General features: G+C 68.2%; 21 protein-coding genes, 1 tRNA gene and 2 pseudogenes. 9 read left to right on the forward strand and 15 right to left on the reverse strand.

The features are described from left to right. Window positions 1-12 precede the first annotated feature (12 nt). The 3 genes from EKH77_RS11740 to EKH77_RS11750 all read right to left on the reverse strand — a co-directional run bounded on the left by EKH77_RS11740 (window position 13) and on the right by EKH77_RS11750 (window position 2,685). On the reverse strand, window positions 13-1,068 hold the full coding sequence (locus EKH77_RS11740) for a YeiH family protein (RefSeq protein WP_126914346.1): 1,056 nt from the start codon (window positions 1,066-1,068) through the stop codon (window positions 13-15). Then, entirely contained in the window at window positions 1,068-1,679 is a 612-nt protein-coding gene (locus EKH77_RS11745; protein ID WP_126914347.1) for a cysteine dioxygenase family protein, read from the reverse strand. Before EKH77_RS11745 ends, EKH77_RS11740 begins: the two co-directional genes overlap by 1 nt. 100 nt (window positions 1,680-1,779) lie before the next feature. Beyond that, window positions 1,780-2,685 (reverse strand): LysR family transcriptional regulator, encoded by a 906-nt coding sequence (locus tag EKH77_RS11750; protein ID WP_126914348.1) that lies wholly within the window; start codon window positions 2,683-2,685, stop codon window positions 1,780-1,782. Between the two features lie 88 nt (window positions 2,686-2,773). Here EKH77_RS11750 and EKH77_RS11755 point away from each other — a divergent pair, with 88 nt between their 5' ends. The 3 genes from EKH77_RS11755 to EKH77_RS11765 all read left to right on the forward strand — a co-directional run bounded on the left by EKH77_RS11755 (window position 2,774) and on the right by EKH77_RS11765 (window position 4,327). Next, window positions 2,774-3,637 carry an alpha/beta fold hydrolase gene (locus EKH77_RS11755; RefSeq protein WP_126914349.1) on the forward strand — a complete coding sequence of 288 codons (864 nt, stop codon included), beginning with the start codon at window positions 2,774-2,776 and terminating at the stop codon, window positions 3,635-3,637. Between the two features lie 134 nt (window positions 3,638-3,771). After that, window positions 3,772-3,846 (forward strand) — tRNA-Cys (locus EKH77_RS11760). A gap of 88 nt (window positions 3,847-3,934) precedes the next feature. Next, window positions 3,935-4,327, forward strand: coding sequence for a hypothetical protein (locus EKH77_RS11765; RefSeq protein WP_126914350.1), 393 nt, complete (start codon window positions 3,935-3,937; stop codon window positions 4,325-4,327). A gap of 24 nt (window positions 4,328-4,351) precedes the next feature. On the opposite strand, the gene EKH77_RS11770 is transcribed toward EKH77_RS11765, so the two are convergent. From EKH77_RS11770 to EKH77_RS11785, 5 genes and pseudogenes are all read right to left on the reverse strand, one after another. Then, window positions 4,352-5,656, reverse strand: a complete 1,305-nt coding sequence (locus EKH77_RS11770) for a DUF1266 domain-containing protein (RefSeq protein WP_126914351.1) — start codon at window positions 5,654-5,656, stop codon at window positions 4,352-4,354. Window positions 5,657-5,706: 50 nt separating this feature from the next. Further along, on the reverse strand, window positions 5,707-6,051 hold the full coding sequence (locus EKH77_RS11775) for a hypothetical protein (protein WP_126914352.1): 345 nt from the start codon (window positions 6,049-6,051) through the stop codon (window positions 5,707-5,709). Window positions 6,052-6,155: 104 nt separating this feature from the next. Beyond that, the gene (locus tag EKH77_RS11780; RefSeq protein WP_126914353.1) at window positions 6,156-6,935 is read right to left on the reverse strand and encodes a hypothetical protein; all 780 of its coding nucleotides are present in this window, start codon (window positions 6,933-6,935) and stop codon (window positions 6,156-6,158) included. Between the two features lie 15 nt (window positions 6,936-6,950). Continuing rightward, a pseudogene (locus EKH77_RS34750) lies at window positions 6,951-7,070 on the reverse strand (DUF6255 family natural product biosynthesis protein); the annotation flags it as partial. Next, on the reverse strand, window positions 7,057-7,428 hold the full coding sequence (locus EKH77_RS11785; RefSeq protein ID WP_126914354.1) for an ATP-binding protein: 372 nt from the start codon (window positions 7,426-7,428) through the stop codon (window positions 7,057-7,059). The pseudogene EKH77_RS34750 and the gene EKH77_RS11785, both read right to left, overlap by 14 nt. A 393-nt stretch (window positions 7,429-7,821) precedes the next feature. Here EKH77_RS11785 and EKH77_RS11790 point away from each other — a divergent pair, with 393 nt between their 5' ends. Further along, complete coding sequence (locus EKH77_RS11790; protein ID WP_126914355.1) at window positions 7,822-8,679, forward strand: helix-turn-helix domain-containing protein; 858 nt, start codon at window positions 7,822-7,824, stop codon at window positions 8,677-8,679. Window positions 8,680-8,689: 10 nt separating this feature from the next. Then, window positions 8,690-8,887 (forward strand): hypothetical protein, encoded by a 198-nt coding sequence (locus EKH77_RS11795; protein ID WP_126914356.1) that lies wholly within the window; start codon window positions 8,690-8,692, stop codon window positions 8,885-8,887. A gap of 19 nt (window positions 8,888-8,906) precedes the next feature. Here EKH77_RS11795 and EKH77_RS11800 read toward each other — a convergent pair whose 3' ends face one another. Further along, window positions 8,907-9,446, reverse strand: coding sequence for a hypothetical protein (locus tag EKH77_RS11800; RefSeq protein ID WP_240667315.1), 540 nt, complete (start codon window positions 9,444-9,446; stop codon window positions 8,907-8,909). 122 nt (window positions 9,447-9,568) lie between these two features. Here EKH77_RS11800 and EKH77_RS11805 point away from each other — a divergent pair, with 122 nt between their 5' ends. Next, window positions 9,569-9,931, forward strand: coding sequence for a cupin domain-containing protein (locus tag EKH77_RS11805; RefSeq protein WP_126914357.1), 363 nt, complete (start codon window positions 9,569-9,571; stop codon window positions 9,929-9,931). A 206-nt stretch (window positions 9,932-10,137) separates the two neighbouring features. Here the strand turns inward: EKH77_RS11805 and EKH77_RS11810 are convergent, their stop codons facing one another. The 4 genes and pseudogenes from EKH77_RS11810 to EKH77_RS11825 all read right to left on the reverse strand — a co-directional run bounded on the left by EKH77_RS11810 (window position 10,138) and on the right by EKH77_RS11825 (window position 16,371). Continuing rightward, the gene (locus EKH77_RS11810) at window positions 10,138-10,455 is read right to left on the reverse strand and encodes a hypothetical protein (protein WP_126914358.1); all 318 of its coding nucleotides are present in this window, start codon (window positions 10,453-10,455) and stop codon (window positions 10,138-10,140) included. A gap of 5 nt (window positions 10,456-10,460) precedes the next feature. Beyond that, window positions 10,461-15,292: pseudogene (locus tag EKH77_RS11815) on the reverse strand (putative T7SS-secreted protein). An 18-nt stretch (window positions 15,293-15,310) separates the two neighbouring features. Beyond that, complete coding sequence (locus EKH77_RS11820) at window positions 15,311-15,898, reverse strand: hypothetical protein (protein WP_126914359.1); 588 nt, start codon at window positions 15,896-15,898, stop codon at window positions 15,311-15,313. After that, entirely contained in the window at window positions 15,895-16,371 is a 477-nt protein-coding gene (locus EKH77_RS11825; RefSeq protein ID WP_430980989.1) for a hypothetical protein, read from the reverse strand. The genes EKH77_RS11820 and EKH77_RS11825 overlap by 4 nt, the downstream gene beginning before the upstream one ends. Before the next feature lie 285 nt (window positions 16,372-16,656). Here EKH77_RS11825 and EKH77_RS11830 point away from each other — a divergent pair, with 285 nt between their 5' ends. Genes EKH77_RS11830 through EKH77_RS11840 form a run of 3 tightly spaced genes read left to right on the forward strand, consistent with a single transcriptional unit; the run spans window position 16,657 to window position 18,980 of the window. Beyond that, complete coding sequence (locus tag EKH77_RS11830) at window positions 16,657-17,124, forward strand: hypothetical protein (protein ID WP_126914360.1); 468 nt, start codon at window positions 16,657-16,659, stop codon at window positions 17,122-17,124. Window positions 17,125-17,137: 13 nt separating this feature from the next. Continuing rightward, window positions 17,138-18,457, forward strand: coding sequence for a hypothetical protein (locus tag EKH77_RS11835; protein ID WP_126914361.1), 1,320 nt, complete (start codon window positions 17,138-17,140; stop codon window positions 18,455-18,457). Window positions 18,458-18,488: 31 nt separating this feature from the next. Continuing rightward, a complete protein-coding gene (locus tag EKH77_RS11840; RefSeq protein ID WP_346429054.1) occupies window positions 18,489-18,980 on the forward strand; it encodes a hypothetical protein in 492 nt (163 codons plus the stop codon). A gap of 649 nt (window positions 18,981-19,629) precedes the next feature. Here EKH77_RS11840 and mycP read toward each other — a convergent pair. Both mycP and EKH77_RS11855 read right to left on the reverse strand, forming a co-directional pair. Beyond that, window positions 19,630-20,832 (reverse strand): type VII secretion-associated serine protease mycosin, encoded by a 1,203-nt coding sequence (gene mycP, locus EKH77_RS11850; protein ID WP_126914363.1) that lies wholly within the window; start codon window positions 20,830-20,832, stop codon window positions 19,630-19,632. Between the two features lie 1,634 nt (window positions 20,833-22,466). Next, the gene (locus EKH77_RS11855) at window positions 22,467-22,907 is read right to left on the reverse strand and encodes a hypothetical protein (protein ID WP_126914364.1); all 441 of its coding nucleotides are present in this window, start codon (window positions 22,905-22,907) and stop codon (window positions 22,467-22,469) included. Window positions 22,908-23,003: the final 96 nt, after the last annotated feature.

Here is a 23,003-nt window from a genome sequence, read left to right on the forward strand (position 1 = left end):
CCCCCGCACCCCTCACGTCGTGAGCAGCACGCCCCCGTACGACACGCCCGCGACGACCGCCCACGAGCACAGCCCCAGCGCCGCGACCCGGCCGCCCGTCCGGACGAGCGAGGGCAGGTGCACCGCGCTGCCCAGGCCGAAGAGGGCGGCGGCGAGCAGCAGTTCCTGGGTGTGCGCGGCCGCGTCCAGCGCGCCGCCCGGCAGCCAACCGGTGGTCCGGAGGGCCACCATGGCGAGGAAGCCGAGGACGAAGAGGGGGACAAGCGCGGGCCGCTTCCCCTCGGCGGGCGCTCCGGCGGCGGCGCGCCGCTGCCGTACGGCCATGGCCACCGCCGCGACCAGGGGCGCCAGCAGCGCCACCCGCATCAGCTTGACCAGCACGGCCTCGCCGAGGGCGGCGGGCCCGGCCGTCTGCGCGGTCGCCACCACCTGCCCGACGTCGTGGACGCTCGCGCCCACCCAGCGTCCGAACGCCACGTCGCCGAGCCCCAGCGGGTGGTGGAGCAGCGGGAGTACGGCGATGGCGAGCGTGCCGCACAGCGTCACCAGCGCCACGGACGTCGCGACGTCCTCCTCGTCGCTGCCCGACACCTCGCTGACCGCGCCGATCGCGGAGGCCCCGCAGATGGAGTAGCCGGTGGCGATCAGCAGCGGCTGGTCGCCGCGCAGCCCGAGCCGGCGGCCGAGCCACAGCGTCCCGAAGAAGGTCGCGGCGACCACCGCGACCACCATCGCGACGGTGGCCCAGCCCAGCCCGAGCACGTCGTCGAGGCTCAGCTTGAGCCCCAGCAGCACGATGCCGACGCGCATCAGCCGCTTGCCTGCCAGCGTCAGCCCCGGCTTGCCGATACCCCGCACCCGGGTCCGTACGCCGGGCAGGTGGGCGGCGGCGATGCCGAGGACGACGGCGGCGGTGAGCATGGGGACGGCGGGTACGAGCCGGTGGGTGCCCCAGGAGAGGGCCACGCCGGCGGCGGCCATGGCCAGCCCGGGCAGCTTGCCCGGTGCGGTCTTCGCCCGGGGAACGGACGCCGGCTGGGTGGAGGTCCGGGAGTCGACGACCGCCATCAGAACTCGTCGGCGGGCAGGTCGTACACGCGCCGCACGCTGGAGCCGAGGCGGGAGACGTCCGCGCCGTAGACGTGCAGGGAGATGGCGATGCTCGAGCAGGCGTTGCGCACCCGGTGGATGTCGCCGGGCGGCGCGAAGCCGCACACGTCGCCCTGCCGGTTGACGACGTCCTCGGTGGCGACGAGGCGCGCGGTCGGGACGTCGGGGACGAGGCGGTAGCGGCGCTCGCTCTCGGTGCCCTGGTGGACGCCGGTGACACACCAGGAGACGTGATCGTGGATGGCGGTCCGCTGTCCGGGCATCCAGACCAGCGCGACGACGGAGAAGCTGCCGTCGGCCTCGGCGTGGAGGATGTGCTGGCGGTAGCGGTCGGGGTCGCCCTCGCACTGCTCGGGGGTGAGCAGGTCCGGGGCGCCGAGGTGGGCCGCGAGCCGCTCGCCGACGAGGTAGGCCGTCGCGTCGGGCGCCAGGCCGCGGCCGACGGTCTCGCGGATCTCGTCGACGAGCCGGCCGAGGCGCGCGGTCGTCGCGGTGGTCGTCGCCGTCGCTGTCGTCGTCGCTGTCGCTGTCGCTGTCGCCGTCTTCGGGGGTGCGGTGGGGGTGGTCATGGGTGCAGCGTCGGGGCGCCGGATCCATCACGTCCAACGACAGTTCTTAACCCGACCGCCAACTCCCGCTTATGGATACGCGGGCATCCGGGGCGGGAACTCAGCACCCGACCCGTCGCGCCGCGACGGCCTTGAGCTCGTCGAGGACGAGCGCCGTGGCGGGGATGCGCAGGTGCTCGCGGAGGACGTAGGCGGAGACCTGCCGCCGGCAGGCCGGGTCGAGGGCCCGTCCGGTGATCTTGTCGTGCCGGAGGAAGGACAACACCAGCCCCGGCATCATCGCCACTCCCAGCCCCTCGGCGACGAGCGACTGCACGACGAGATTGTCGTCCGTTGTGAACGCGATGTCCGGAGCGAAGCCCTGCTCGGCGCACTCGTGGAGGAAATTGGTGCGGCAGCGCAGACAGCCGGCGATCCAGCGTTCCTCCGCCAGATCGGCGAGCTTGACGGCGCGGCGGCGGGCCAGCGGATGGCCTATCGGCAGCAGCACCGTCAGCTGGTCCTCGAACAGCGGTATCTCGACGAGCTCGTCGGGGACCTGTTCGTGCAGGCCGGGGTAGGTGAAGGCGAGGGTGATGTCGCACTCGCCGCGCACCAGCCGGCGGAGCGAGTCCGGCGGCTCGCCCTCCTGGAGCTCGACCCGCACCCCCGGGTGGTCGGCCGCCAGCCGGGCCAGCGCCTCGGGTATGAGGGTGGCTCCCGCGCTGGGGAAGGCGCACACCCGTACCCGCCCGGCGCGCAGCCGGGTCAGGGAGCTCATTTGCCTTTGCGCGGCGGTCAGGCTGTCGAGGATGACCTCCGCGTGCCGCGCGAGGGCCTCGCCCGCCTCGGTCAGCCGCATCCGGCGCCCGACCCGGGTGAACAGCGGCGTGCCGACGGCGCGTTCGAGGGCCTTCATCTGCTGGGTGATGGCGGGCTGGGTGTACCCCAGGGCCCGGGCGGCGGCCGAGTAGGAGCCCGCGGTGACGACCGCGTGGAATGTCTTGATGTGCCGGGAGTCGAACACGCCGGAATCATAAGCGGAATTTGGGATAGGGGGAGGAGGAGGGGTGGCTTGCTTCTGGATCACTCAACATTTCCGGCATGGTGGACTTATGACTCGTTACACCTCATACGACTCGGTGGAACTGGCCTATCGGGTCCTCGGCGAGGGCGCCGGCCCACCCGTCGTCTGTCTGGCGGGCGGCCCCGGCCGTGACGCCGCGTACCTCGGCGACCTCGGCGGCCTGGACGCCCACCACACGCTCGTCGTCCCCGACAGCCGCGGCACGGGCGCCTCCCCGCCCTCCCCCGACGTGGCGGGCTACGCCTTCCCCGCACTCGCCGAGGACGTCGAGGCGCTCCGCGTCCACCTCGGCCTGGAACGCTTCGCCCTGCTCGCTCACGACGCCGCCTGCGCCACGGCCCAGGCCTACGCCGCCACCCACGGCGAGCACCTGACCCACCTCGTCCTCATCGCGCCCGGCTCCCGCCTCCAGGGCGAACTCCCCACGGACGCCGAGGAGATCTTCGAGTCCCGCGCCACCGAGGACTGGTGGGTCGACGCCTACGTCGCCGTCCACTCCCTGGCCGCCGCCAGTGGCCTCGCCGAGGTCCGCTCCCTCCTCCGCCGCGCCGCCCCCATGGCCTACGGCCGCTGGGACGCCGAACAACGCGCCCACGCCGCCACCGAGCCCGACCAGCTCAACCCCGTCCCGCGCGCCGCCTTCTGGCAGGGCGTCGACGAACCCCTGCGCCTGACCCTGCTCCGCGGCCTGCGCCAGGTCCACTGCCCCGCCCTGGTCGTGACGGGCGACCTGGACGCCGTCACCGGCATGCGCGCGGGCGAACTCGTCGCCGCCTCCTTCCCCCGCGGCGTGACGCGCCCACTGCACGGGGTGGGTCACTTCCCGTGGGTCGACGAGCCGGAGATGTTCCGTCCGCTGGTGGACGAGTTCCTGCGGGGGGTGAGCGCGTGAGGTCGCCGTCCTCGGCACGGGAGCGTGGCTGGCGTATGTCCGCCATATGACAGTGGCCTCCGCACCATTGAAGCGGGGCCGGGGTGAACGTATGGTCGTAGCCGTCGGGGAGGGTACGACACTTCGACCGACCCGGCCGTGTGCCCGAGTGGCTTAGGGGCTCGCCTGCAAAGCGAGTTACGTGGGTTCGATTCCCGCCACGGCCTCCAGTTCGCCGAAGGTGAGTACGGCTACTCAGGCCGGTGTGAGTGGGCGAGCTCTCCCGGACGGGACCTGTCGGCGTGTGTGATCAGTCGCATGACGACCACGCTCCTTCCGGACCACCTGCCCGACCGCCTCCAGGCCGCCACCCGCACGGGAAAGGCCCATCTCCCCGCACGAGCCGCGGACCGCTTCATGACCGTCCTGGCGGCGATCCTGTGGACGATCACGGCAATGGCCGTAGGGCTGTGCCTGGTGGTCGTGCTGATGATCGCCGTCTGGGGTGCGGCGGCGGAACATCCTACGGAGGCCGGTGACTTCCTCCTCGGCGTGGCGGGAGTCCTGGCGCTGGCGGCAGCCGTCCTGACAGCCGTCTGGCATGCCCTGAAGCTCCTCCGCCTCGGCCCGACCACCCGCTGGGCCGTCACCGGCGCCCTGGCCTGCCCGGGACCGGTGGCACTGGCGCTGCACGTCTACCTGGGGCGGTGAGACCCTCGGGCCCCGGGTGCCGGCTCACCGCCCCCAGGGGATGTTCAGCCAGGGGCTGGCGAGGTCGGTGGTGAGGATGCGGTGCGCGGCGAGCGCGTCCTCGTACCACTTGCCGAACTTCTCCTCGTCGAAGTGGAGACAGCGCGCGAGGACGTAGCCGGCGGAGAACTCCTCCCACGAGCCGTACGCGGCCTTGGCCGCGATCCCGGCGCGCAGCACCGCCTCCTCCGCCTCGTGCAGGGTGCAGTACCGCGCGGCCAGCCCCCAGCGGGCCATCCCGGCGGCGCGCCCGTGGTCCCACGCCGTCGCCGTCCGCACGTACGCGCCCTCGGCGAGCAGGCCATCCGCGCGGAAGCGGGCCTCGTAGCGCGCGATCCGCCCGATCAGCTGGTGGATCTCGGCGACGTATTCCCCGACCTCCTCGTCGGAGAGTGCCTCCCCCCGGGTCACCCCCTCCAGCGTGATCCGCACCTCGCCCGCCTGCTCGGCCCTGCGCCGCAGGACGCGCTCGGCGGTCCGGCGCCAGTGCTCGACGTCGACGAGCCCCGGGAAGTCCATCGCCATGGCCCGGCGGACGCCCAGCGCGAACTCCCACGAGCCGCTGACCATGTCCGCGTCCAGCAGCCCTTCCTGAGCCTTCCGCCAGCCGTCCCGGTCGGTGATGCCCCACCACTCCTTGAGCCGGTCCTTCTCGTGGAAGTAGCCGCCGCCGTGGTAGGCCATGGCGTTCCACAGCTCGCCGTTGTCGACGAAGAGCAGGGCGGTGAGGGCCAGCCCGTGCGCGAGCGGCCCGTGCAGGGGCCCGCCCGTGTGGAGGGCGCGCAGCCGCCCGTGCCGGCTCGGGCAGCCGCAACCGGAGGTGCTGACGCGCTCGGCGTGCCACTGCCAGATCTCCCGCCCCGCCGGGTTCGCCGGGATGACGGCCTCACAGGGGCTGCCGGGGTTCACCACCAGATACGGCGGGTCGCCGGGCTCCCACACCCGGGCGTACCAGCCCAGGGAGTACCCGCAGAAGACGGGGTCCTCGGCGGGCGGGGGCAGCATCCCCTCGGTGAAGACGGCGAGGCAGGGCGTCCCGGTCTGAGGGTTCCAGTACGGGGTGAAGGGCACGGTGCGGGTCTCGGCGTCGGCGTTCGCCCGGGGCACGGGGAGGAACAGCCGCGTCTCGGCCAGCGCATGGAAGTACGCGTCCCAGTCGCCGCGCACCCGCGCCTCGTACAGCCTCTGCTCGACGTCACTCGGCGCCTGCCACGGCGCGACGGCCGCCGGCTGCGCCGCCCCGCCGACGGGCCGCTGTCCTGCCGTGCCTGTCGTGTTCCACAACCCCATACCCCGACCCTATCGAGCACTGTTCGAGCACCGTTCGAGCGCCTCCGGGGTCACCCGGCGATGGCCGACACGACCACCCACGCGGCGACCAGCATCCCCATGGCGACGGCGTACAGCCCCCTGGCCCGCCCCCCTTCCGCCGCCAGCCCGTACGTACCGAGCACACCGGCGAGGGGCGCGGTGACCATCGGGACGTAGGCGACGGCGTTCTGCCCGGCGACGGTGCAGATGGCGCGGGTGTCCCCGTCGAAGCAGCCGTCGCTGGCCATGACGTTGAGCGGGAGGAGAAGAAACGTGAACGCCGCGAAGACCCACAGCACGACCCCGCCGAGGTACTTCATCACGAGGGTGGTGGGGTCGCTGCCGGGGTCGATGTCCGTGGTGTTGGTTGCCATGCGACAGACGCTAGGCGGGGCGTGGTGGCGGGCGTATCCGTAGCGGTACTCAGGTGGGACGTGTGCGGGTACGGACGGTACTCACACGGACGGACGGCGCCGCGCTATCCCCGTACCCGGGTCTCGTTCCGTATCCGCGAGGTCTTCATCGCCGCTTCGTCGATGTCAGCGCTGCCGCCGGGGACGGAGAGGGTGGCCACGGTGCTGCGGTCGCTCCAGCCGCAGGCGACCACCGAATTCGACTGCCCGGCGCGGGTGGCGCCGAGGACCTCGCACGTGACGGACGTCTGGGCACCGGGCGGTGTGACCTCCCTGGCAGGTGTGGTGACCGTGACGCCCTCGTTGTCGCCCATGCCCCGGAGCATGCTGTCCAGAGCGCGGTGTGGATCGTCGATCTCGCCGTAGCCCCCGGCGAGGAGGATGGTCTCCTGCTCGTCTCCGGAAGTGGTGACGTACTGCCCGCTCGCCCACTTCATGTCGTGCTCGTTCCGGCCGTTCCGCTGCCCCGCGAGCTTGTCGTTCAGGGTCTGGCTGAGGTCCTGGGCCAGGGTGTACTTACCGTCCAGGAGGGCATGCGGCACGGTGAGCCGATAGCGCTCGGACTTCGGCACGGGACTCGAAGCGTGGTGCCGACCCGGCTGCCCACCGGACGACACGTACAGCAGAACGCCGGAGAGGGCAGGCAACCCCAACACCACACCGATGACGATCCCGACGATCGCCCCGGTGCTCAGGCGCCGGGGCGCGGGCGGGATGGGCGGCATGGGGGCCACGGGTGCTCCCCAGCCACCGGGCTGCGAGTACGGGGGGCCGTACGGCTGTTGCGCCGGGTACGGCGGCGGTGCGGCCGGGGGATGGGGCGGGAGGGGCGGGGGCGTCGTCATGACGTCAACCGTATGTCGCAGCGTGGTCGACGGTACGACGGCCTGCGGCAGACCTGGCGGCCGCAGAGCCCCGTAATCGGTGAACCGCCGCACACCGCTCGTCTCGGATGCCTCGAACGCTTCAGAGCACGGCATAACGCTCCGCCGCCTCTCGCGGGAGTACGGCCCACAGCCTGCTGCCGGCGAGCGGCCTCTCCGCCGCAGCGAGCCCGACGATCCCGCCGCACTCACCGACGACGGATTCGAGCACGGCCAGCGCCTCCCGCCGATACGCCCGGCACGCCACGCCGGCCTCGACGGCATGCTCCTGGTGCTCGTCGAACACGGTGAGCCGCAACACGCCGAAACGCCAGCGCAGGGTGAGGCTGACGTCACGCCCGGGGGTGAACGTATGGGCGTTCCCGAGCAGTTCGGACGCGGCCAGGGCGCCGAGCTCGGCGAGACCGCCGAGGCCGTGCTCGACCAGCAGACGTCGGACGACGGTACGGGCCATGCCGAGACAGTAGGAACCACCAGGCAGGCCGAGAGAGTAGTTGAGATTCACGCGGGTGGGAGGGAGTGGGGGTGCGGGTGGGCGGGATTCGGGCAGGCAGGAGCGATGAGGAGTACTCATGCGGGGACTCCAAGCACGTTCGAGTGGTGGGGAGTTCTGATCACTCACGCGCGGCCGACGACCGGTGGCCCGCCTCCCTGGGCGCGAGCACACCTCACCCCAGGGAAGGCGGGCATGCTCACGCGGTGCTCTTCCGGCACCACGGCGTGTGAGTCGAGCGATACCGACGGTAGCGCATCGGCGCGTACGTTACGTCGCTTCTGGAAAACGGTTCTACGAATGGATCGCGCACCCCTACAACGGGCAGACTGTGGCCACACGGAGAGGAGTTCCATGGCGCCAAGAACCGAGCCCACAGTTCGCCAGCGTCGGCTCGGCATCGAGCTCCGCAAGCTCCGCGAGGCAGCAGGCATCTCAACACAGGAAGCCGGCGCCCTCCTTGGCGTCAACCGCACCCGGATCCCGAACATCGAGTCCGGCCGCTTCGTCACCAGTCCCGAGCGTGTCCGGACCCTCGCTCAGCACTATGGATGCACGGATACGGACCTGATCGACGCCTTGGCCGCCATGGCCCAGGAACGTCCCGGCAAGAACTGGTGGGAGTCCTATAGAGGCCTACTCCCCTCCGGCTTCCTGGACGTGTCCGAGCTGGAACACCACGCCAAAGCCATCCGGATGTTCCTCATGGTGCACATGCCAGGTCTTCTCCAGACAGCCGAACACGCACGCGCCGTCTTCGAGATGTCGCTCAGCTCTCTACCCGCGAAGGACATCGAGGTACGAGCGCTTCACCGCATGCGGCGCCAAGAGGTCCTCACCCTTCGCAGCAACCCGCCGAAGTATGACGTGATCCTCCACGAGGCAGCTCTGCGCATGCAGTTCGGCGGCCCGAAGGTGGCTCGTCAGCAGTTGCAGCACCTCCTGGACATGAGCGAGCGGGACAACATCACCATTCGCGTCCTTCCCTTCACCACCCAGGGCTTCGGCGGCCCGGGACAACCGATCTGCTACGCGAACGGGCCGGTTCGCCAACTCGACACCGTCCAGCTGGACAGCTTCCATGGCCCCGTCTTCGTCGATGACGAGGCTGAACTGGCCAATTACCGAGGGCTCCTCGACAGGGCGGAGACGATGTCACACTCGCCGGAGGAGTCACGCGAACTCATCCTCGAAATCGCCCAGCAACTGTGAGAGGCACGGCATGTCCGACATCACCTGGCAGACCCCGCTCTGCGGTGGCAACGGTGGCAACTCCTGCTTACAGATAGGCCACACGTCCGCCGGCGTCCCCGTCCTCCGCGAGGCGACGCACCCCACCGAGCTGATCACCACAACCCACCAGGGCCTCCGCAACCTCATAGAGGCAGCGAAACGCGGCGACCTGGACCACCTGCTGTAGCGCGTACGTCAGCCACGAGCTACGCCGGCCGGGCGCGAGCCCAAGCCTCCTCGAACTCATCACGGCTGATCTCCTGCGCTGCCGACTCAGGGTCGAAGAGATCGACGACGGGCGGATTGAAGGGCCAGCCGTCAGGCCCACTCCTCACCGCGCTCCCGTCCTCGGCGAGCTCCACCTGCCGGGTCCGGCGCCCGTCGGAGCCGATTTCCATCAGATAGACGGCGGGATCGACATCGTCTTCGCCATCCCAGGGCCGCCGAAGGTAAACGACCCCCTTGTCCGCAAGCGCACCGAACCCGGGGCGCCCGCGCTGAGCGTCACGCTTGGCTCGCAGCCCGTCCAGCTCGGGCGGCATGTGGGGCGCGTCGATGTCGACGTCCTCCAGCTCATCGACCTCGCGCCAAGCGACGGTCTCAGGATCGGTGACGACCTCGACCCAGGCGAAGTTTTCAAGGATCTCCCGCGCCGATCGCGCATGGATCCACCACCACGCGCCGCCCATGCCGTAGTCGTGCAGAACGAGGAATCGCGACTTGGGCGCGACGTCGGTATCAGCCACGGCCCCAGAGAGTAAGCCCCCACTGGGGGAGCCCGTCACCCACCCCGCCCCGCCCCGCTCGCCGCGGCCCACTCCCCGTGGCATCGTCGAAACGGCAGATCAGCAGCCGAGGGGAGCACTCCATGGCCGGCCTCGTACGCAAGAGCTTCGCTACGCCAGACGAAATCCGCCCTTTCCAGGCTGACAAAGGGCGAATGGAGCTGGTGGAACTGGGCCCCGGCTCGGTGGGCCGGGCGACGTTCGAACCGGGCTGGCGCTGGTCCGACCACGTCAAGCCAATCGCGGGAACCGACAGCTGCCAGGCCTCCCACGCGGCCTATGTCATCTCGGGCCGCATGCACGTCGTCATGGACGACGGCGAAGAGGCGGAATTCGGCCCGGGCGACTGTATGATCTGCCCCCCGGGCCACGACGCCTGGGTACTGGGCGACACCCCCTGCATCATGATCGACTGGCAGGGCGCCACGAACTACGCGAAGGGCTAATGAGCCTACGTCAAGGCTCCGTCGCATGACGCGGCGCATCTCGTTGAGCTGAGCCCAGGACCCGCATTCGTCCGGGCGCGACCGCAGCTCGTCCGTGACGCGGTCGGCCCGAAGCGTGTACCAGAAGTTGTGACCGACCTTGACGTACCGAAGGCCAGTTCCACGCGGAACGTCAACCCACCTCATCCTCGCAGTCGAACAGCCAACTACTCGAATCCCCGACGTGTCACACGATTCGACTCAATGCCTGACTCCGTCAAAAACTCTTCCAGGATGTCGGACAGATCTTTTACACCGATAGCAGTCAAGATGTATCCAGGATTTGGGGCATTTTCCACTTCGCGCACCAGAGCAGCCAGAATCCCGCTACGGAGCGAGAACGCAAAGGTGAACCATGGACCGAGGTCATCCATGGTGATCTCATGGGGGCCCCAGCGCGCCTCGATCTCCTCCGTGGTCAGATCAAGCTCGGCAATATAATTCTGAGGCTTGCCAAGAAAATCAGAAGCATTAATTCGCTCCATCGCCGCTACCGCACCTCCGTAACAAACACAGGAATTGAGGCGAAATCTTCACCATTACTCTGAATATGCTGAACTCCCGGCTCCTTCCCCAGCTCCCACGCCGCATAGTCGCCCGGCGTGTTTCTCAAGGCCTTCGGCTCAACAGTCGTATAGAACTCAAAGCTTCCCGGCTTGGCGCCACTCGGTATTGGCCCCCGGTGCGCCTGGACCATCGGCTCGCCTCCCCAGCGCGCCTCGCGCCCCCACAATTGCCCCGACTCAATCACCTGTTGAGTGACCTCCGGCGTTTGAGTGCGTGAGCCCCGCCTATGGAAGGGGCCATACAGTTCCGCTACATCCCCGATCCCGGGCGAGCCGGATTCCAGCATGAGAGGTTCCTGCGCAATACCGGACCCAGGGCTCGCCACACCTGTTTCACTGCGCCCGAAAAATGCCTTCAGGCGGTTGAATATAGACCCCTTGCATGGGGCCAGTCCAAGCGGGTCCGCCCACGTATGCGGGTTCTCAACGTACGCCACCGGATTCGGTGCCGGAGCCAACCCCAGCGGGTCCGGTGACGTATAGCGTGCCGTCTCCGGGTCGTAGTGACGGTGGAAGTTGTAATGGAGGCCCGTCTCCGGGTCGTAGTACTGGCCCGGGAAGCGCAGGGGTGTGTACGCGGTGCTGTCCGATGCCCACGCCGTCGTACCCCACAGGGTGGTGCGGGTGCGCCAGGCGATCGTGCCAGACTCGTCCACCAACTCGCTCGGCGTGCCGACCAGGTCGGTGACGATCGCGAAGAAGCGGCTGTCGATCTCGGCCTGGGGGGCGTCCGGCGCCGATATGCGTTCCGTCTGGGCGACGGGGCGGAGGCCGTCGTGGTCCCAGGTCAGGGTGACGGGGTTCGGGAGGGCGGGTGACGTCGTCGTCTGTTCGGTGAGGGTCGGGCCGTCCCAGGTGAAGTCGACCTGTTCCGTCACGGCGCCCGACGCGTCGAGGCACTGCTTCGCTATGCGGCGGCCCAGCGGGTCGTACAGGTACCGCCAGCGCGTGCCGTCCGGTGTGGTCACGGACCGCAGGCGGTCCTCCGCGTCCCACTCGTACCGCCAGGTGTCCGGCTTCCGGGACAGCCGGGTCTTCTGGCGGAGGACGACGCGTCCCTGCGCGTCGTGCTCGTAGCGGATGCCGCCCGCGCGGGCGATGCGCGTGCCCGTGTACGTGCGCGGGCCCTGGGCGTCCGTGCCCGGGTGGTCCGACGGCCAGGTGGCCTCCGTCTGGTTGCCGGCCTCGTCGTAGGCGTAACGTTCCTGCCAACCCGGGCAGTGACGGCCGTGACGCGGCCGACGGCGTCGAGCTCGAAGGAGCGGTCGTTGACGGCCGTCAGGTGACCGTCAGGACGGTATGTGTAGTCCCGGTGCTGGAGCTGCGTGGACTGCGCTCCCCCTGCCAGCGTCTGCGACGCCAGTCGGCCACTCGCGTCCCACGCGCGCGTCAGTGTGACACCATCGCCGAAGTGCCGGGCGATCTCGCGTCCCGCCGCGTCGTGTTCGATGTCGAAAGCATGTCCCGATGCCGTCAGCGACGTACGCCGTCCCGCCGCGTCGTACGTCCACGCGCTGACCGCCCCACAGGGGGTGACCCGCCGCGTCCGCCGTCCCAGGCCGTCGTACGCGAAGGTCAGCGTTCGACCATTCGTCGTCTCCGACTTGACCCGACCCAACCGGTCGCGGCTGTAGATCAGGGTCGCGTCCGGGTTCACCGCCTCCAGCAACCGCCCCGCCGCGTCGTACGCGTACGTGGTGACAGCGCCATCCACTTCTTTGGCCACCATGCGACCGAGAACATCGTGGTCGTAGGTGATGGTCTGCCCCAGCGCGTTCGTACGTGACACGAGCCGACCGGCAGCATCATGCGTGTAGTTCAGCGTCCGTCCGTCGAAGTCTGTCTCGGACACCAAGCGGCCGACGGAGTCGTATGTGTAGGACCACGTCAGACGCTGAGGATTGGTGACCTGCGTCAGTCGTAGTTCCGTGTCGTAGGCGAACTCATGCCGAATGCCGTCGGGACCGGTCTGCGCGCAGAGCAGATCGAAGTGCGTGTATTCGTACTTCGTCACCCCACCCAGGGCATCGGTGTACGCGACGCAGTTTCCTTCGCCGTCGTACGTCCACGATTGTTCCATGCCGTCCGGAGCGATACGGCCGACAAGGTGTCCCTCCACAGACCACTTCAGTCGAGTCACGGCACCGACCGGATCTATCACCGTCGATACCCGGCCAAACGCATCGCGCCGATAGCTGGTCACCCCACCTAGCGAATCCGTCAGCTCCATCACAAGCCCGGCACTGTTACAACGAAGGCGGGTGATGTTACCCAAGGCATCAGTGACCGAAGCGGGGTGACCGAGCTCGTCGTAAGCAAACCGGGTCACCGAGCCCGACGGATCAGTGATGGATGTACGGTTCCCATTCCGGTCGTACGTCTGGCGCCAAACGCTTCCATCCGGGTTCGTAACCGTCTCTGGAAGCCCCAGCGTCAGCTCGTACGAAGCCCGCATCACTCGCCCATCAGGACGGACTACAGCAGTGTTACGCCCGAACTCGTCATACCGGAATCGAGTAGTCCGCCCCAGGGCGTCGGTACGCGACAGAAGCTGGTTGTGTCTGCCCCAGGTGGACCGGGACGCCCCACCGTCGGGGGTGATCCTCGCTATGACACGCAAGGATTGGTCGATCACATAGCGGGTGCTGTGGCCCAACGAATCGGTGACCGTGGTGACAGGCAAGCCGCTCTCGCTATCGATCCCGTCATAATCGAAGTACGAGCGCAGATGCCCTTGGGCCCCGGACTGCTCTACGCAGCGGTGACGATCGTCGTAGACATAGCCGAAACGGCGGCCATTGCGGTCGGTCCAGGAGGTGATTCGGCCGTACTCGTCATAGGCAAAGCGAAGCGGCTGTCCTGAAGAATTGATGATCTCGGACAGTTGCCCTTCGGTGTATCCGTATCGGACCAGCTCCGCATCCGTGCCGGCAGGCCCCGCACCGATCAGATGCAGGGCGGTGATCCGCCTCCCATCGGTCGTGACGCGGATGTGATAGCCCGCGTCATGAACGATGTCGGTCGGGGTGCCATCCTCCGCGTGGACGAAGGTGATGCGACGGCCATTCCGATCAGTCAGCTCCTCAAGGAGGGCGAATCCACCGTCGTAGCGCCGGAAGCGCCGGACACAGCCGCTGCCGGGGTCGCTGATCGAGTAAGTTCCAGCTTCATCAACGGTCAGTGGCCACCGTTGGCTCCCCGTCGGCAAGGTCTCCACACCGGGCGCAGGGTGCGGGTAAGACAGCAGAACGCCGTCCTCGCGCACGAAGATGACTCCTTCGGAATCGATCTCCAGACGCTGGTCCGCGCTGCTTGCCCAGGCCGGGCCGAACCAGATGCCAGCCCGATAGGACGACTCGAAGTGGCGGGAGAATACGAGGGGCAGTGCGCCAGGAAGCATGACGTCCGTCTGCGGCAGGAGCATGCGCCCCGTCGCAACGTCAACCGGGTCCTTCTCACAGACCTTCTCCTGCGGAGCACGCTCGTAGTTCGGACCATCAGCGGCATGCTCGCGTGCCGGACCACGCTCAACCGACTTGGCGGCCTCGCCCGCCCGCGTGCCCCCGCCTTCCACCGCGCTCGCCCCCGCGCGGCCCGTCGCCCCCGCCGCGCTCCCCGCCCCCCGCTCCGCCGCCGCGATCGCCGTACGTTCGGCCGCGGCGGCGCCCGCGCTGCCGCCGCCTGTGGCGAAGGCCATGAGGACGTTGCCGCCGAGACGGCCGCTTGCCTCGGAGAAGTCCTTGCCCCAGCCCTCGCCGACGAGGGTGGCGGGCAGCCGCTCGGGGTGGGAGGCGAGGGAGAGCATGCCGGCGGCGGTGTTGGAGACGGTGCTCAGGTAGTCGGCGGGGTGGGTGACGTTGTAGATGTCGAGGGGGTTGAGACCGCGGGCGAACTTCACCCCGTCCGTACCGGCCCTAAGGACGCCGCCCTCGAAGTGCATGAGCTCCATCGCCCCGCCGTCCTTGAGGTCGAGGGCGTTGGCCTTCATGCGGTTGGTGAAGCTGGGCTTCTGCGGGGCGTGCGAGACGGCTGCGGTGATCTTCGCCTGGGCCTCGGCGGCGGCCGTGTTGCGCTGCTTGCGGGCCTCGGCGAGGAGGCGCTGGGCCTCCTCCATGTCCGCGTCGCCGGGGTTTCCGGGGTCGACGGGCTTGGGGCCGGGGTCCTGGAGGTTCTGGATCTTCGCGTTGTAGACGAGGACCTTGCCGTTGTAGTCGTCGACGGCCTTCTTGTTGGCCTGCTTGCCCTTCCTCCAGAGGCGGACGGCCTCCTTGGCCTGGTTCTGCGCCCAGGCGACGGTGTGGGCGTACGACTCGAGCGCGCCAGCCGCCGCCTCGAAGGCGTCGGCCGCCTCGGCCCACTTCTGCGGCTGCTCGACGAACTTCGTGGTGAACGCGTCGGCGCCCTGACCCTTCCAGTCGGTGGCACGGACCTGCTGGAGGGCGGAGTGAGTGGTGTTGAAGGAGGAGTGGAGATTGCGCAGGTGCTTCGCCGTGTCCTCGATCCGCTTGGGCTCGCCGTGGACGAGCTCCTTGGGGTCCTCGGTCTGGTCCAGCTGGTGCTCGCCGACCTCGGCGCCGAGGTCGGAGGCGATCGCCTCACCGGCGTGCTCGACCTTGCGGGCCGCGCCGTGCAGGCCGGCCTTGTCCAGGCCCTGGGCGGCGAGGTCGGTGCCCTTGTGGATGACCTTGCCGACCGCCCGCTCGCCCTGCTCCAGCTTCTTCTCGCCCCACTCGCCGAGGCTGTCGAACGCGTTCATCAGTAGACCTCAGCAGCCTCAGTAGTCCTCGATCTTGCTGACCGTCCGGACCGCCACGCCGAGCGGGCCCGGTCCGCCGGTCTTGGCGCTGTCCATGAGGTCCTTGCCGGTCTTCGACCAGGCGTCCTTGGCGCCCTCGCCGGCCTTGGCGAAGGAGCCGAGGCTGTAGTCGGCATCGCGGGTCTGGGTGAACGCGTTGTCGGACAGCACTTCACTGACCGACTTTTCCTTCACCTGATCCTCGGTCAGATGAGGATTTCCCATGGCTGCGTTGGCGACGATCTTGAAGGTGTCCGCCACGTAGCGGTCACGCTCGTGGTAGTAGCCGGCCGCGAGGCCGACGCGCTCGGCGAACTGGTCGGCGTCCTGGATGAGTGCACGTACGCCCCAGTCCCAGCGCTCACAGAAGTTCTTGAGGGAGGCGGTCAGGCCGCCGTGCCCGAGCTCCAACCCGGAGAGCGCGAGATCGTCGAAGCCCCGCCCCACGGAGGCCGCGCCCGCGCCGCCGATGCCCTTGAGTTCGCCGATCGCCGCGTTGATGCCCTTGGCGACGTTGCCGAGCGCCGCCTGGCTCGCCTGTATGCCGTCCCCGCCCCCACCGCTCACGGTGCTGCTGCCTCCTTCTCGACGGATTCGATGGAGAATCGATTCTTCGGCGCGTCCAGCGCCACATCATCCGGCACGATGCCACGCACCGGCGGGAACATGACGGGACGTTCGTCGGCGATGTCGAGGGCGACACCGGCGGGCGCGCCGACCGCCGGGACGACCACGTCGAGGAGACGCGCGCCGAGGATCGAGCGGTACTCCCACTCCTCGTCCTCGCCGATTCCGCGCGCCACGGCGAACCGCGCGAGCGCGGCCATGTCCGTGAAGCCGCAGATCCAGCGGATGCCGTGCATCTCCACGGACCAGAGTCCGCCCGCCTCGTCGAGCGGTACGAGCATGGCGGTGCGGCGGAACTCACCGAGGAGGGCGGCGGGGCGTACGGCCTCGTCGTACATCGCGGCGATTTCGTCGGCCAGCCGAGCGGAATCGGCGGGCTCGGCCCCGTGAGCGGGGAGTTGGGCGTGGGTCATCGGGCGGCCTCGGGGGGGAGGGGACGGTGTCGGAACGTGATGGGCCCAGCCTAGTCAGGCGTTGGTGTTCGACGAACGGCGATTGCCCGCGTGGCCGGGTGCCGGGTGCCGGGTGCTTCCAGCAGTGACCTCGAAAGGACTTGAGAGTCCGCCCGGCCCATAAGCCATAGAGGCCCCATTTCTGAGCCCTCCCCATCTCCCACGGAATGTAAGGTGCATGCCAGACTGCTGGCCCCGCGCCCGCTCGATGCGGAGCACCTGGAGGCGGCATACCGAGGGGGACACGTGAGTGCCGAGGATTCCACAGAACAGCGTCTGCAATTGGCCGGGACGAACGCTGGTGGGGTGGACAACGGACAGGGGAAACTGGCCAGCTCCGCAAGCGACAAGCAGCGTGCTGTGGCGTTCATGGAGCAGCATCTTCTCCCGGACACCCAGGCCGCCTGCCGCATGGGGGAAGGCGGCGCAGCGGTGCAGCCGCCCATGGCCGGCCCGGGGGCGCAGTCGAGTCTCCTGAAGCCGGACACCGGGTTGACGGGGCTATCCGCTTGGGCTGCACACAAAGGGATGTCCGAGGCACTGACCACCTGGCAGATGCAGGCGGGCTGGCTCATGAACCGGCTGAACCGCGAGCTGAACGCGGTGCGCAGCACAAACACTTTCCTCCAGAGCCAGGACAGCGCCATCGGCGCGCAAATCGGCTCGGCGAGCATTGCGCAGCGGCCGCCGCACAGCCGAATTGACGAGTGGTGACCGAGGAGCGACCATGCCACTGAGCTACCAGGACGTCATGACTGCCGACCTGTCGCCGCTGTTGAACGCATCCGAGTCGTGGCAGAAGATGGGCAAACGATTCGGCGAGCTGAAGGGCGATTACGAAAGAAACGTTCAGCGCGCGCTGGCGAACGGCAATTGGCAGGGGGCTTCCTTCACCGCGCACCAGAACAGTTCCATAGCCACGGCATCAGAATACGCCGCAGCCAGCACGGAGGCGCTGGCCGTTGCCGACATCCTGGCGCAGGCGCATACCGAGCTGGCCCGGCTGCAGAAGGCGGTGAAGGACCTGGTCGCCGAAGCCGAGGACAAGGACTACAAGGTCGACAGTGCCGGCAAGGCCACCTACGTCGGCTTCGACAAGCTCTCCGCCGCGGAGCAGGACACCCTTCGCCGTGACCCGGACTACCCAAAGCTGATGGCTCAGGCCCAACAGACGGCCCAGGCCTGGACAGACGGAATCGCCAAGGCGGTGCATGCCGTGGACGAGACCGACCAAAGCGTTCAGCGGGCGCTGACCCGCGCGACGATCGACCATTCGGCAGGCAGCAACGGCTTTGGCGGGTTCAACGCGCATGCCGAGGGCACCTTGGCGAAGGCGGGGGCGCCGGAGGTGTCCGCCACGAAAACCGATGGGTGGGAGATCACGACGACCGGGCCCAAGGCCGACTTCACCTCAACCGACAGCCCTTCATACGGCAAGGAGGGCAGGTTCAAGGCGTATGCCGACCTGGGCCACGTGACCGCAAAGAGATCGCTGACCGACGGATCGACGGATATTTCGGTGGTCGCCGATGCCTACGCGGGAGCGAGGTTCACAGGGAACTACGGCTTCAACAACAAGGGTGGTGGCGCCGCCACCGAGGTGTCCATAGGGGGACGGGCCATGGCCGAAGTGCGCGAAGACCACGGACCCATGGATTACTACACGCGTGCTGAGGGATTTGCCGGAGGTGAGGCCGGACTCACCGCCAAAGCGACCAAGGACGAGGTCAGTGTCGGCACAAAGAGGTTCGTCGGGGCGAAGGCCGGCATGGCCGGTGGCTTTGAAATCGCCGGCATCGGCATCGGCGGGACGGTCGAAGGATGGGCCGGCGAAGGCGCGGAAGGCAAGTGGGGCTATATGAGGGACCCGGGAACCGGCAAGTGGAAGATCGGCGCCAAGGGCGGCGCGGCCGAGTTCTTCGGTGGCGCAACGGGAGTCGAGATCACCGTCGATCCTGACAAGTTCACCAAAGCCGTCGGCCATGCGGCCAACGCGGTCGGTCATGCCGCGGGCTCCGTCAAGAACACCGTCCGAAGCTGGTTCTGACCCGCGTTTGGAAGAAGGGCCCGAGATAGCCATGACATTGCCGGTACCTATTGAATTCCTCCCGCCCGAAGGCTGGTTTCCGGCCGACCTCGAGAAGGCCGACGCCACAGATGTGGCTTTTGCTGTCGTACATCCGCAGCCCGATGCCGGCTTCGCCGCCAACATCACCGTCGATGGCGAGTACCGGCCGGACACGGCGACGCTGACCGAGCTCGCCGACAAGTCGGTGGAGCGTTTGCGGAATGTGGCCGATTCCGTGGTGGTGACCGACTGCCGCGAGATCGGATCCCCTGACGCACCCGCCCTGATCCAACGGCTGGTCTTCTCCGTCGGCTTTGGTGACGCACGCCGCGAGCTCGTTCAGTCCCAGGTATATCTGCCCATGCTGGACGTCGCGGACTCGCGCGAGTGGGCAGTGGTTCGTCTGGCCCTGACCGCCACCGCGGCCCAGCACGACACCGTTCTTGGAGACTTCCAGGACTTCGTGCGCACGGTGCGCCCGGGTACCGGGACGGGGATCTGACGATGGGCCGCCTTTGGGACAAATGGCTTGGTACCCAATATCCCGACAGCGATGCCGTACCACTTTCCGCAGCAGAGGTCCGGGATGCTCTGCTCGCCGCCAACAGCTCGGCGGTGCCGTACCACGTGCGCAAGGCCAACCCTTGGGAGAAGGCCGACCTGGTGGCGGAGTGGCGGATCCCGCCGCGTTCCTCCTTCGGTGAGCAGGTGGAGCAGAGGGTCAGGATTCGGATGCGCCTGAACCCTTCAGAGCACGAGGTGCGGATCCTCCAGGAACAGTGGACTTCCGCCAGGAGCCAGCTGTCCAGCTCGGACGGGTACAGCCGTGGGCGAGGACATACGGTTGAACGGCAATGGACGTATGAGCGAGGACCCGATGGCCGTCGGCGCCGAGTCGAGACGTATCGCCTGGATACACGGGACATGAGGAACGCGCTGCGAAAGGTCGTCCTCAGCGCGGGGTGGACTTGGCGCGGAGTGTTCAAACTATGACCGCCGCTCTGCGGCTGGCCTGTGAGAAGCCCGGCGTCTCACAGGCCAACCCTGGGCGGGTCGCCCTGCATCGTCCCGGTATCCGTGCGGGCATGGGGATCCAGCCCTAGGCCGAACCGAACCAGCCTGGCTCGGCCATAGATGCCGTCAGACACGCCTCAACTGGTGAGTGCCCGACGACGCCGGGCGACAAGGACAGCCACCGTGACTGCTGCCGCTATGGCACTACAGGCGCCGACCGCAATCAGATTGCGCTTGGACAGCAGGGCGCTGTCCGCCTTGTCGGCCTGACTGCTTGCGGGGGGCGCGGCGACATCGGGAGCAGGAGACTTGGCGGCTGCCAGCTCGGGGAGAGGGCTGACGTCGGCGGGGCCGGGGTCGCCGGGATTCTGCAGGGCGATCCGGGGGCGGACTACGCCGTAACCGATGGAGTCGCTGCGCTTCTCGCCGCTCTTGGGGCCGCCAGCGGTGTTGATCAGGACGCGGAGGACCTGGTTGGCGGTCCAGTCGGGGTGGGCGGACCAGAGGAGGGCGGCGGAGGCGGAGGCCAGGGCGGTGGCGTCGCTGGTGCCGTGGCTTCGACAGAGGCCGGTGCCGCCCTTGCAGGTTGCGACGATGTTGTCGCCGGGGGCGGCCAGGTCGACCTGGGGGCCGTGTTGTGACTCGGCGGTCGCCTTGATGTCCTGGTCTACGGCGGCTACGCCAACGACCCCTGGAAACGCTGCGGGGTATTCGACCAAGTTGCTCTTGTCACCGGTGTTACCGACTGCCGCGAAGACCAACTTTCCTTTAGATACAGCATGCTTGACGGCTTCGTCCACCGCGTCTCTCTTTTGCGGGCTGCCCATCGAGATGTTGATGATCTTAGCTTCGGAATCAGCCGCATACCGGATCGCCGAAGCCATTGAATCTGCCGTCAGAACCTTTGATGCGGGCACTTTGGCATTGGCAACCCTTAGCGGGAGGATCTTGGCTCCGGGCGCCAGGCCGAAAGCTCCTACCCCTCCATTACCCTTTCCGCTTCCTGCGATGAGGACGGCCATGCCCGTTCCATGCCCGTCGTAGTCCGAGTGAGCGTCCCCCTCCAAACCTGAGAAGTCCTCACCAGGAAGGACCTGCCCACGAAGGTCCGGAAGCTCTGCGTCGACTCCACTGTCGACCACAGCCACAGTCATGCCAGACCCTGTGCTCCTCTGCCACATTTCTTCAGCCCGCATTGCATCCAAGTACCACTGCTGGGACCGAATCGTGTCTGCTTGAGCCAGTTGAGCGGGGAGAGCGAGAGTGAAGAGTGTGGCAACTGAGCAAACAGCAGCCTTCCGCCTACCAACCCTATTGCCTTCGATGCGACGCAAGGCCATCCCCTCTCTCGTCTCCTGCTGAAATCAGTCGATGACCGGCGGAACGACGCGCCGATTCACCTGCGTCCAGGTCCCCTCGTCTTCGACCAGGTAGTCAGGGCGCTGCCCCCCACGCCCACGTCGCGTCGTGGCGCCCCCCGCCGGAACGGGGCCAGGATGGGCGAAACCTTGCACGCTTCTTCCCGCAGACGAGCCACCTTCCGGCATCGACCGATTGCGGACCAAACCTGATCCGCCCGGGGTAAATTCCCTAGTGGCACCGGATCGTGGGACAGGTCCAGCCCCGACCACACCACCGGGCTCTGTGGCCAACCGCCGTCCCGCCGCCATGCCTGGGCCTCTGCCAGCCGACCCTGCCGGGACCCCAAAGGCAGGGGTAGCGCCCGTTGGAGCTTTCCCGGGGGTTGACCTTTGACCTTCCCCCCCGATGACTGTGCCGCGCTGCGCCTGACTCCCTGGCCCTTCCTGCCCGGGAACAGCAGCTCTCCCGCCGACAATCCCGGTATCAGAAGATCGGGGCGTTGCCAGTCCGGGTCGCGACATGCCCGGGCCTTGCCCAATAGGCGTGGCTGAGCGCATCGATGGAGATACACGACCGCCACCCGTCGGCCCCGTACCAGTTGTCACGTGGGGCAGAGCAACACCTGGCAGTGGTGGCACGCTGGCAACTGGCTGACTTCCAGTACGGCCGCCGAGATGATCTGTAGGCATCGACGGCGAGGCCGTGGGAAGCGGGGCAACGCTATTGACAACCGTGCCGGCATTCAGGCCCGGCCGAGCCGCACCACGATGCTCAGCGATGGCACTGATGTCTGTGGCATCATGGCTGCTCGCACGAAGCAGCGTCCCGCCATAACGACCCGCCTGACGGGATTCTTCGCCGACCGAGCTCGCTGTCTGGCCACCCCCTGTGTTGTAGGAGCCGTAACCCGACTGGCCGCTGCCCGGGTCTCCGATGTACTCCCGGCCATCATGCCCGTAATCAATTGGTCTCGGATTTCCCGGCATCGGCCGAAACGTAGGCCTCTCCCCCGTAGAAATCTGGTGCGCCGACCACGAATACGACTCCGCCAGCTTCCGCATAAGCCGGGCCGCCTCCGCGCGGTCCGCGTCCAGGCGCTGCTGGGCCGCGTAGGCCTGTGCCTGTGAGGGGCCGGAAGCGGTTGCCGACAGGGCTCCGCCCTGGTCCGGGGCCGCGACGGCGCCGACCTGTCCTGGGTAGTTGGCCCGAAAGGTGTCCAGGACGGTCTTCGGCTCCGTCGAGACCTCCGGCATCGCGGATTTCACGCCGGACAGGGTGGCGGCCGCGTCAATCATCCATGAGCCCGTGTTGTGGCTGAACTCGCCGAGTCGGAGCGCCGCGTTGGCCATGTCGGTGCCCCACTCGCGGAAGGAGTCGCCACCTTGGCCGGACCACTCGACCTTGGCCATGTGGCCCTTCAGGTCTTCGCCGATCTTCTTGATGGTGGCGGCCGCGACCTGGAGCTTGACGCCCAGGTTCTGGGTGCCCGAGGGGTCCGCCTGCTCGATCATCGCGCGGAGTTGTTCGTGCGACATCGACTCGAAGTTCGATGTCGTGAACAGGCCGCTGCTGGGCTTCCGGATCGCAGGCGTCGGGTTCGTCGGCGTCGTCATCAGATCTGCCCCTCGTTGCTGCCGCCCTGCGGGCGGGGGGACGGCGTCGGCCCCGGTGCCGCCGGCTTCGGGTTGGGGTCACGGCTCGGCTCGTACAGTTCCCTCGTCCTGGCCTGGATCGCCCACATGCGGTCGCGGAGGTCCGCGTCGACGTTCGCGTAGCCGACCTTGGCCGCGTGGACCGCCGTGCCCAGGGCCTCGATCTGGTCGCTCAGGAGCTGGGACAGCGCCTTGAGTTGCGCGTGGACCTCGTTGTACGCGCTGTAGAGCGACTCGACCTCCGCGAAGCCCACGCCCAGTTGCGCGGGCACCAAGTGGTTGTCCGCCATGCGGTGCGGGGATGCCTCCGTGCCCTGGAGGTAGGTCAATAGGGCGTCGACCCTGCCCTTGAAGGATTCGAGGGAATCCAGTTCCGCCCGCAATCCCGATGCCCCACTCACGGTCCCCGCCCCGCCCCTCATGCCAGTCCGCCAGTTGTCTTGTACGCAAGAGCCACAAGACTACTGACAGGCACCGACACTCACCTGAGTACGTCT

This window comes from Streptomyces luteoverticillatus (assembly GCF_003970715.1).
Taxonomy (GTDB): Bacteria; Actinomycetota; Actinomycetes; order Streptomycetales; family Streptomycetaceae; genus Streptomyces; species Streptomyces abikoensis.

Coding starts and splice junctions, on each gene's coding strand:
- EKH77_RS11805 (WP_126914357.1), top strand. CDS start 9,569: ATGGCCGGCCTCGTACGCAAGAGCTTCGCTACGCCAGACGAAATCCGC.
- EKH77_RS11840 (WP_346429054.1), top strand. CDS start 18,489: ATGACATTGCCGGTACCTATTGAATTCCTCCCGCCCGAAGGCTGGTTT.
- EKH77_RS11765 (WP_126914350.1), top strand. CDS start 3,935: ATGACGACCACGCTCCTTCCGGACCACCTGCCCGACCGCCTCCAGGCC.
- EKH77_RS11740 (WP_126914346.1), bottom strand. CDS start 1,068: ATGGCGGTCGTCGACTCCCGGACCTCCACCCAGCCGGCGTCCGTTCCC.
- EKH77_RS11790 (WP_126914355.1), top strand. CDS start 7,822: ATGGCGCCAAGAACCGAGCCCACAGTTCGCCAGCGTCGGCTCGGCATC.
- EKH77_RS11755 (WP_126914349.1), top strand. CDS start 2,774: ATGACTCGTTACACCTCATACGACTCGGTGGAACTGGCCTATCGGGTC.
- EKH77_RS11745 (WP_126914347.1), bottom strand. CDS start 1,679: ATGACCACCCCCACCGCACCCCCGAAGACGGCGACAGCGACAGCGACA.
- EKH77_RS11835 (WP_126914361.1), top strand. CDS start 17,138: ATGCCACTGAGCTACCAGGACGTCATGACTGCCGACCTGTCGCCGCTG.
- EKH77_RS11775 (WP_126914352.1), bottom strand. CDS start 6,051: ATGGCAACCAACACCACGGACATCGACCCCGGCAGCGACCCCACCACC.
- mycP (WP_126914363.1), bottom strand. CDS start 20,832: ATGGCCTTGCGTCGCATCGAAGGCAATAGGGTTGGTAGGCGGAAGGCT.
- EKH77_RS11825 (WP_430980989.1), bottom strand. CDS start 16,371: ATGACCCACGCCCAACTCCCCGCTCACGGGGCCGAGCCCGCCGATTCC.
- EKH77_RS11770 (WP_126914351.1), bottom strand. CDS start 5,656: ATGGGGTTGTGGAACACGACAGGCACGGCAGGACAGCGGCCCGTCGGC.
- EKH77_RS11785 (WP_126914354.1), bottom strand. CDS start 7,428: ATGGCCCGTACCGTCGTCCGACGTCTGCTGGTCGAGCACGGCCTCGGC.
- EKH77_RS11795 (WP_126914356.1), top strand. CDS start 8,690: ATGTCCGACATCACCTGGCAGACCCCGCTCTGCGGTGGCAACGGTGGC.
- EKH77_RS11810 (WP_126914358.1), bottom strand. CDS start 10,455: ATGGAGCGAATTAATGCTTCTGATTTTCTTGGCAAGCCTCAGAATTAT.
- EKH77_RS11780 (WP_126914353.1), bottom strand. CDS start 6,935: ATGACGACGCCCCCGCCCCTCCCGCCCCATCCCCCGGCCGCACCGCCG.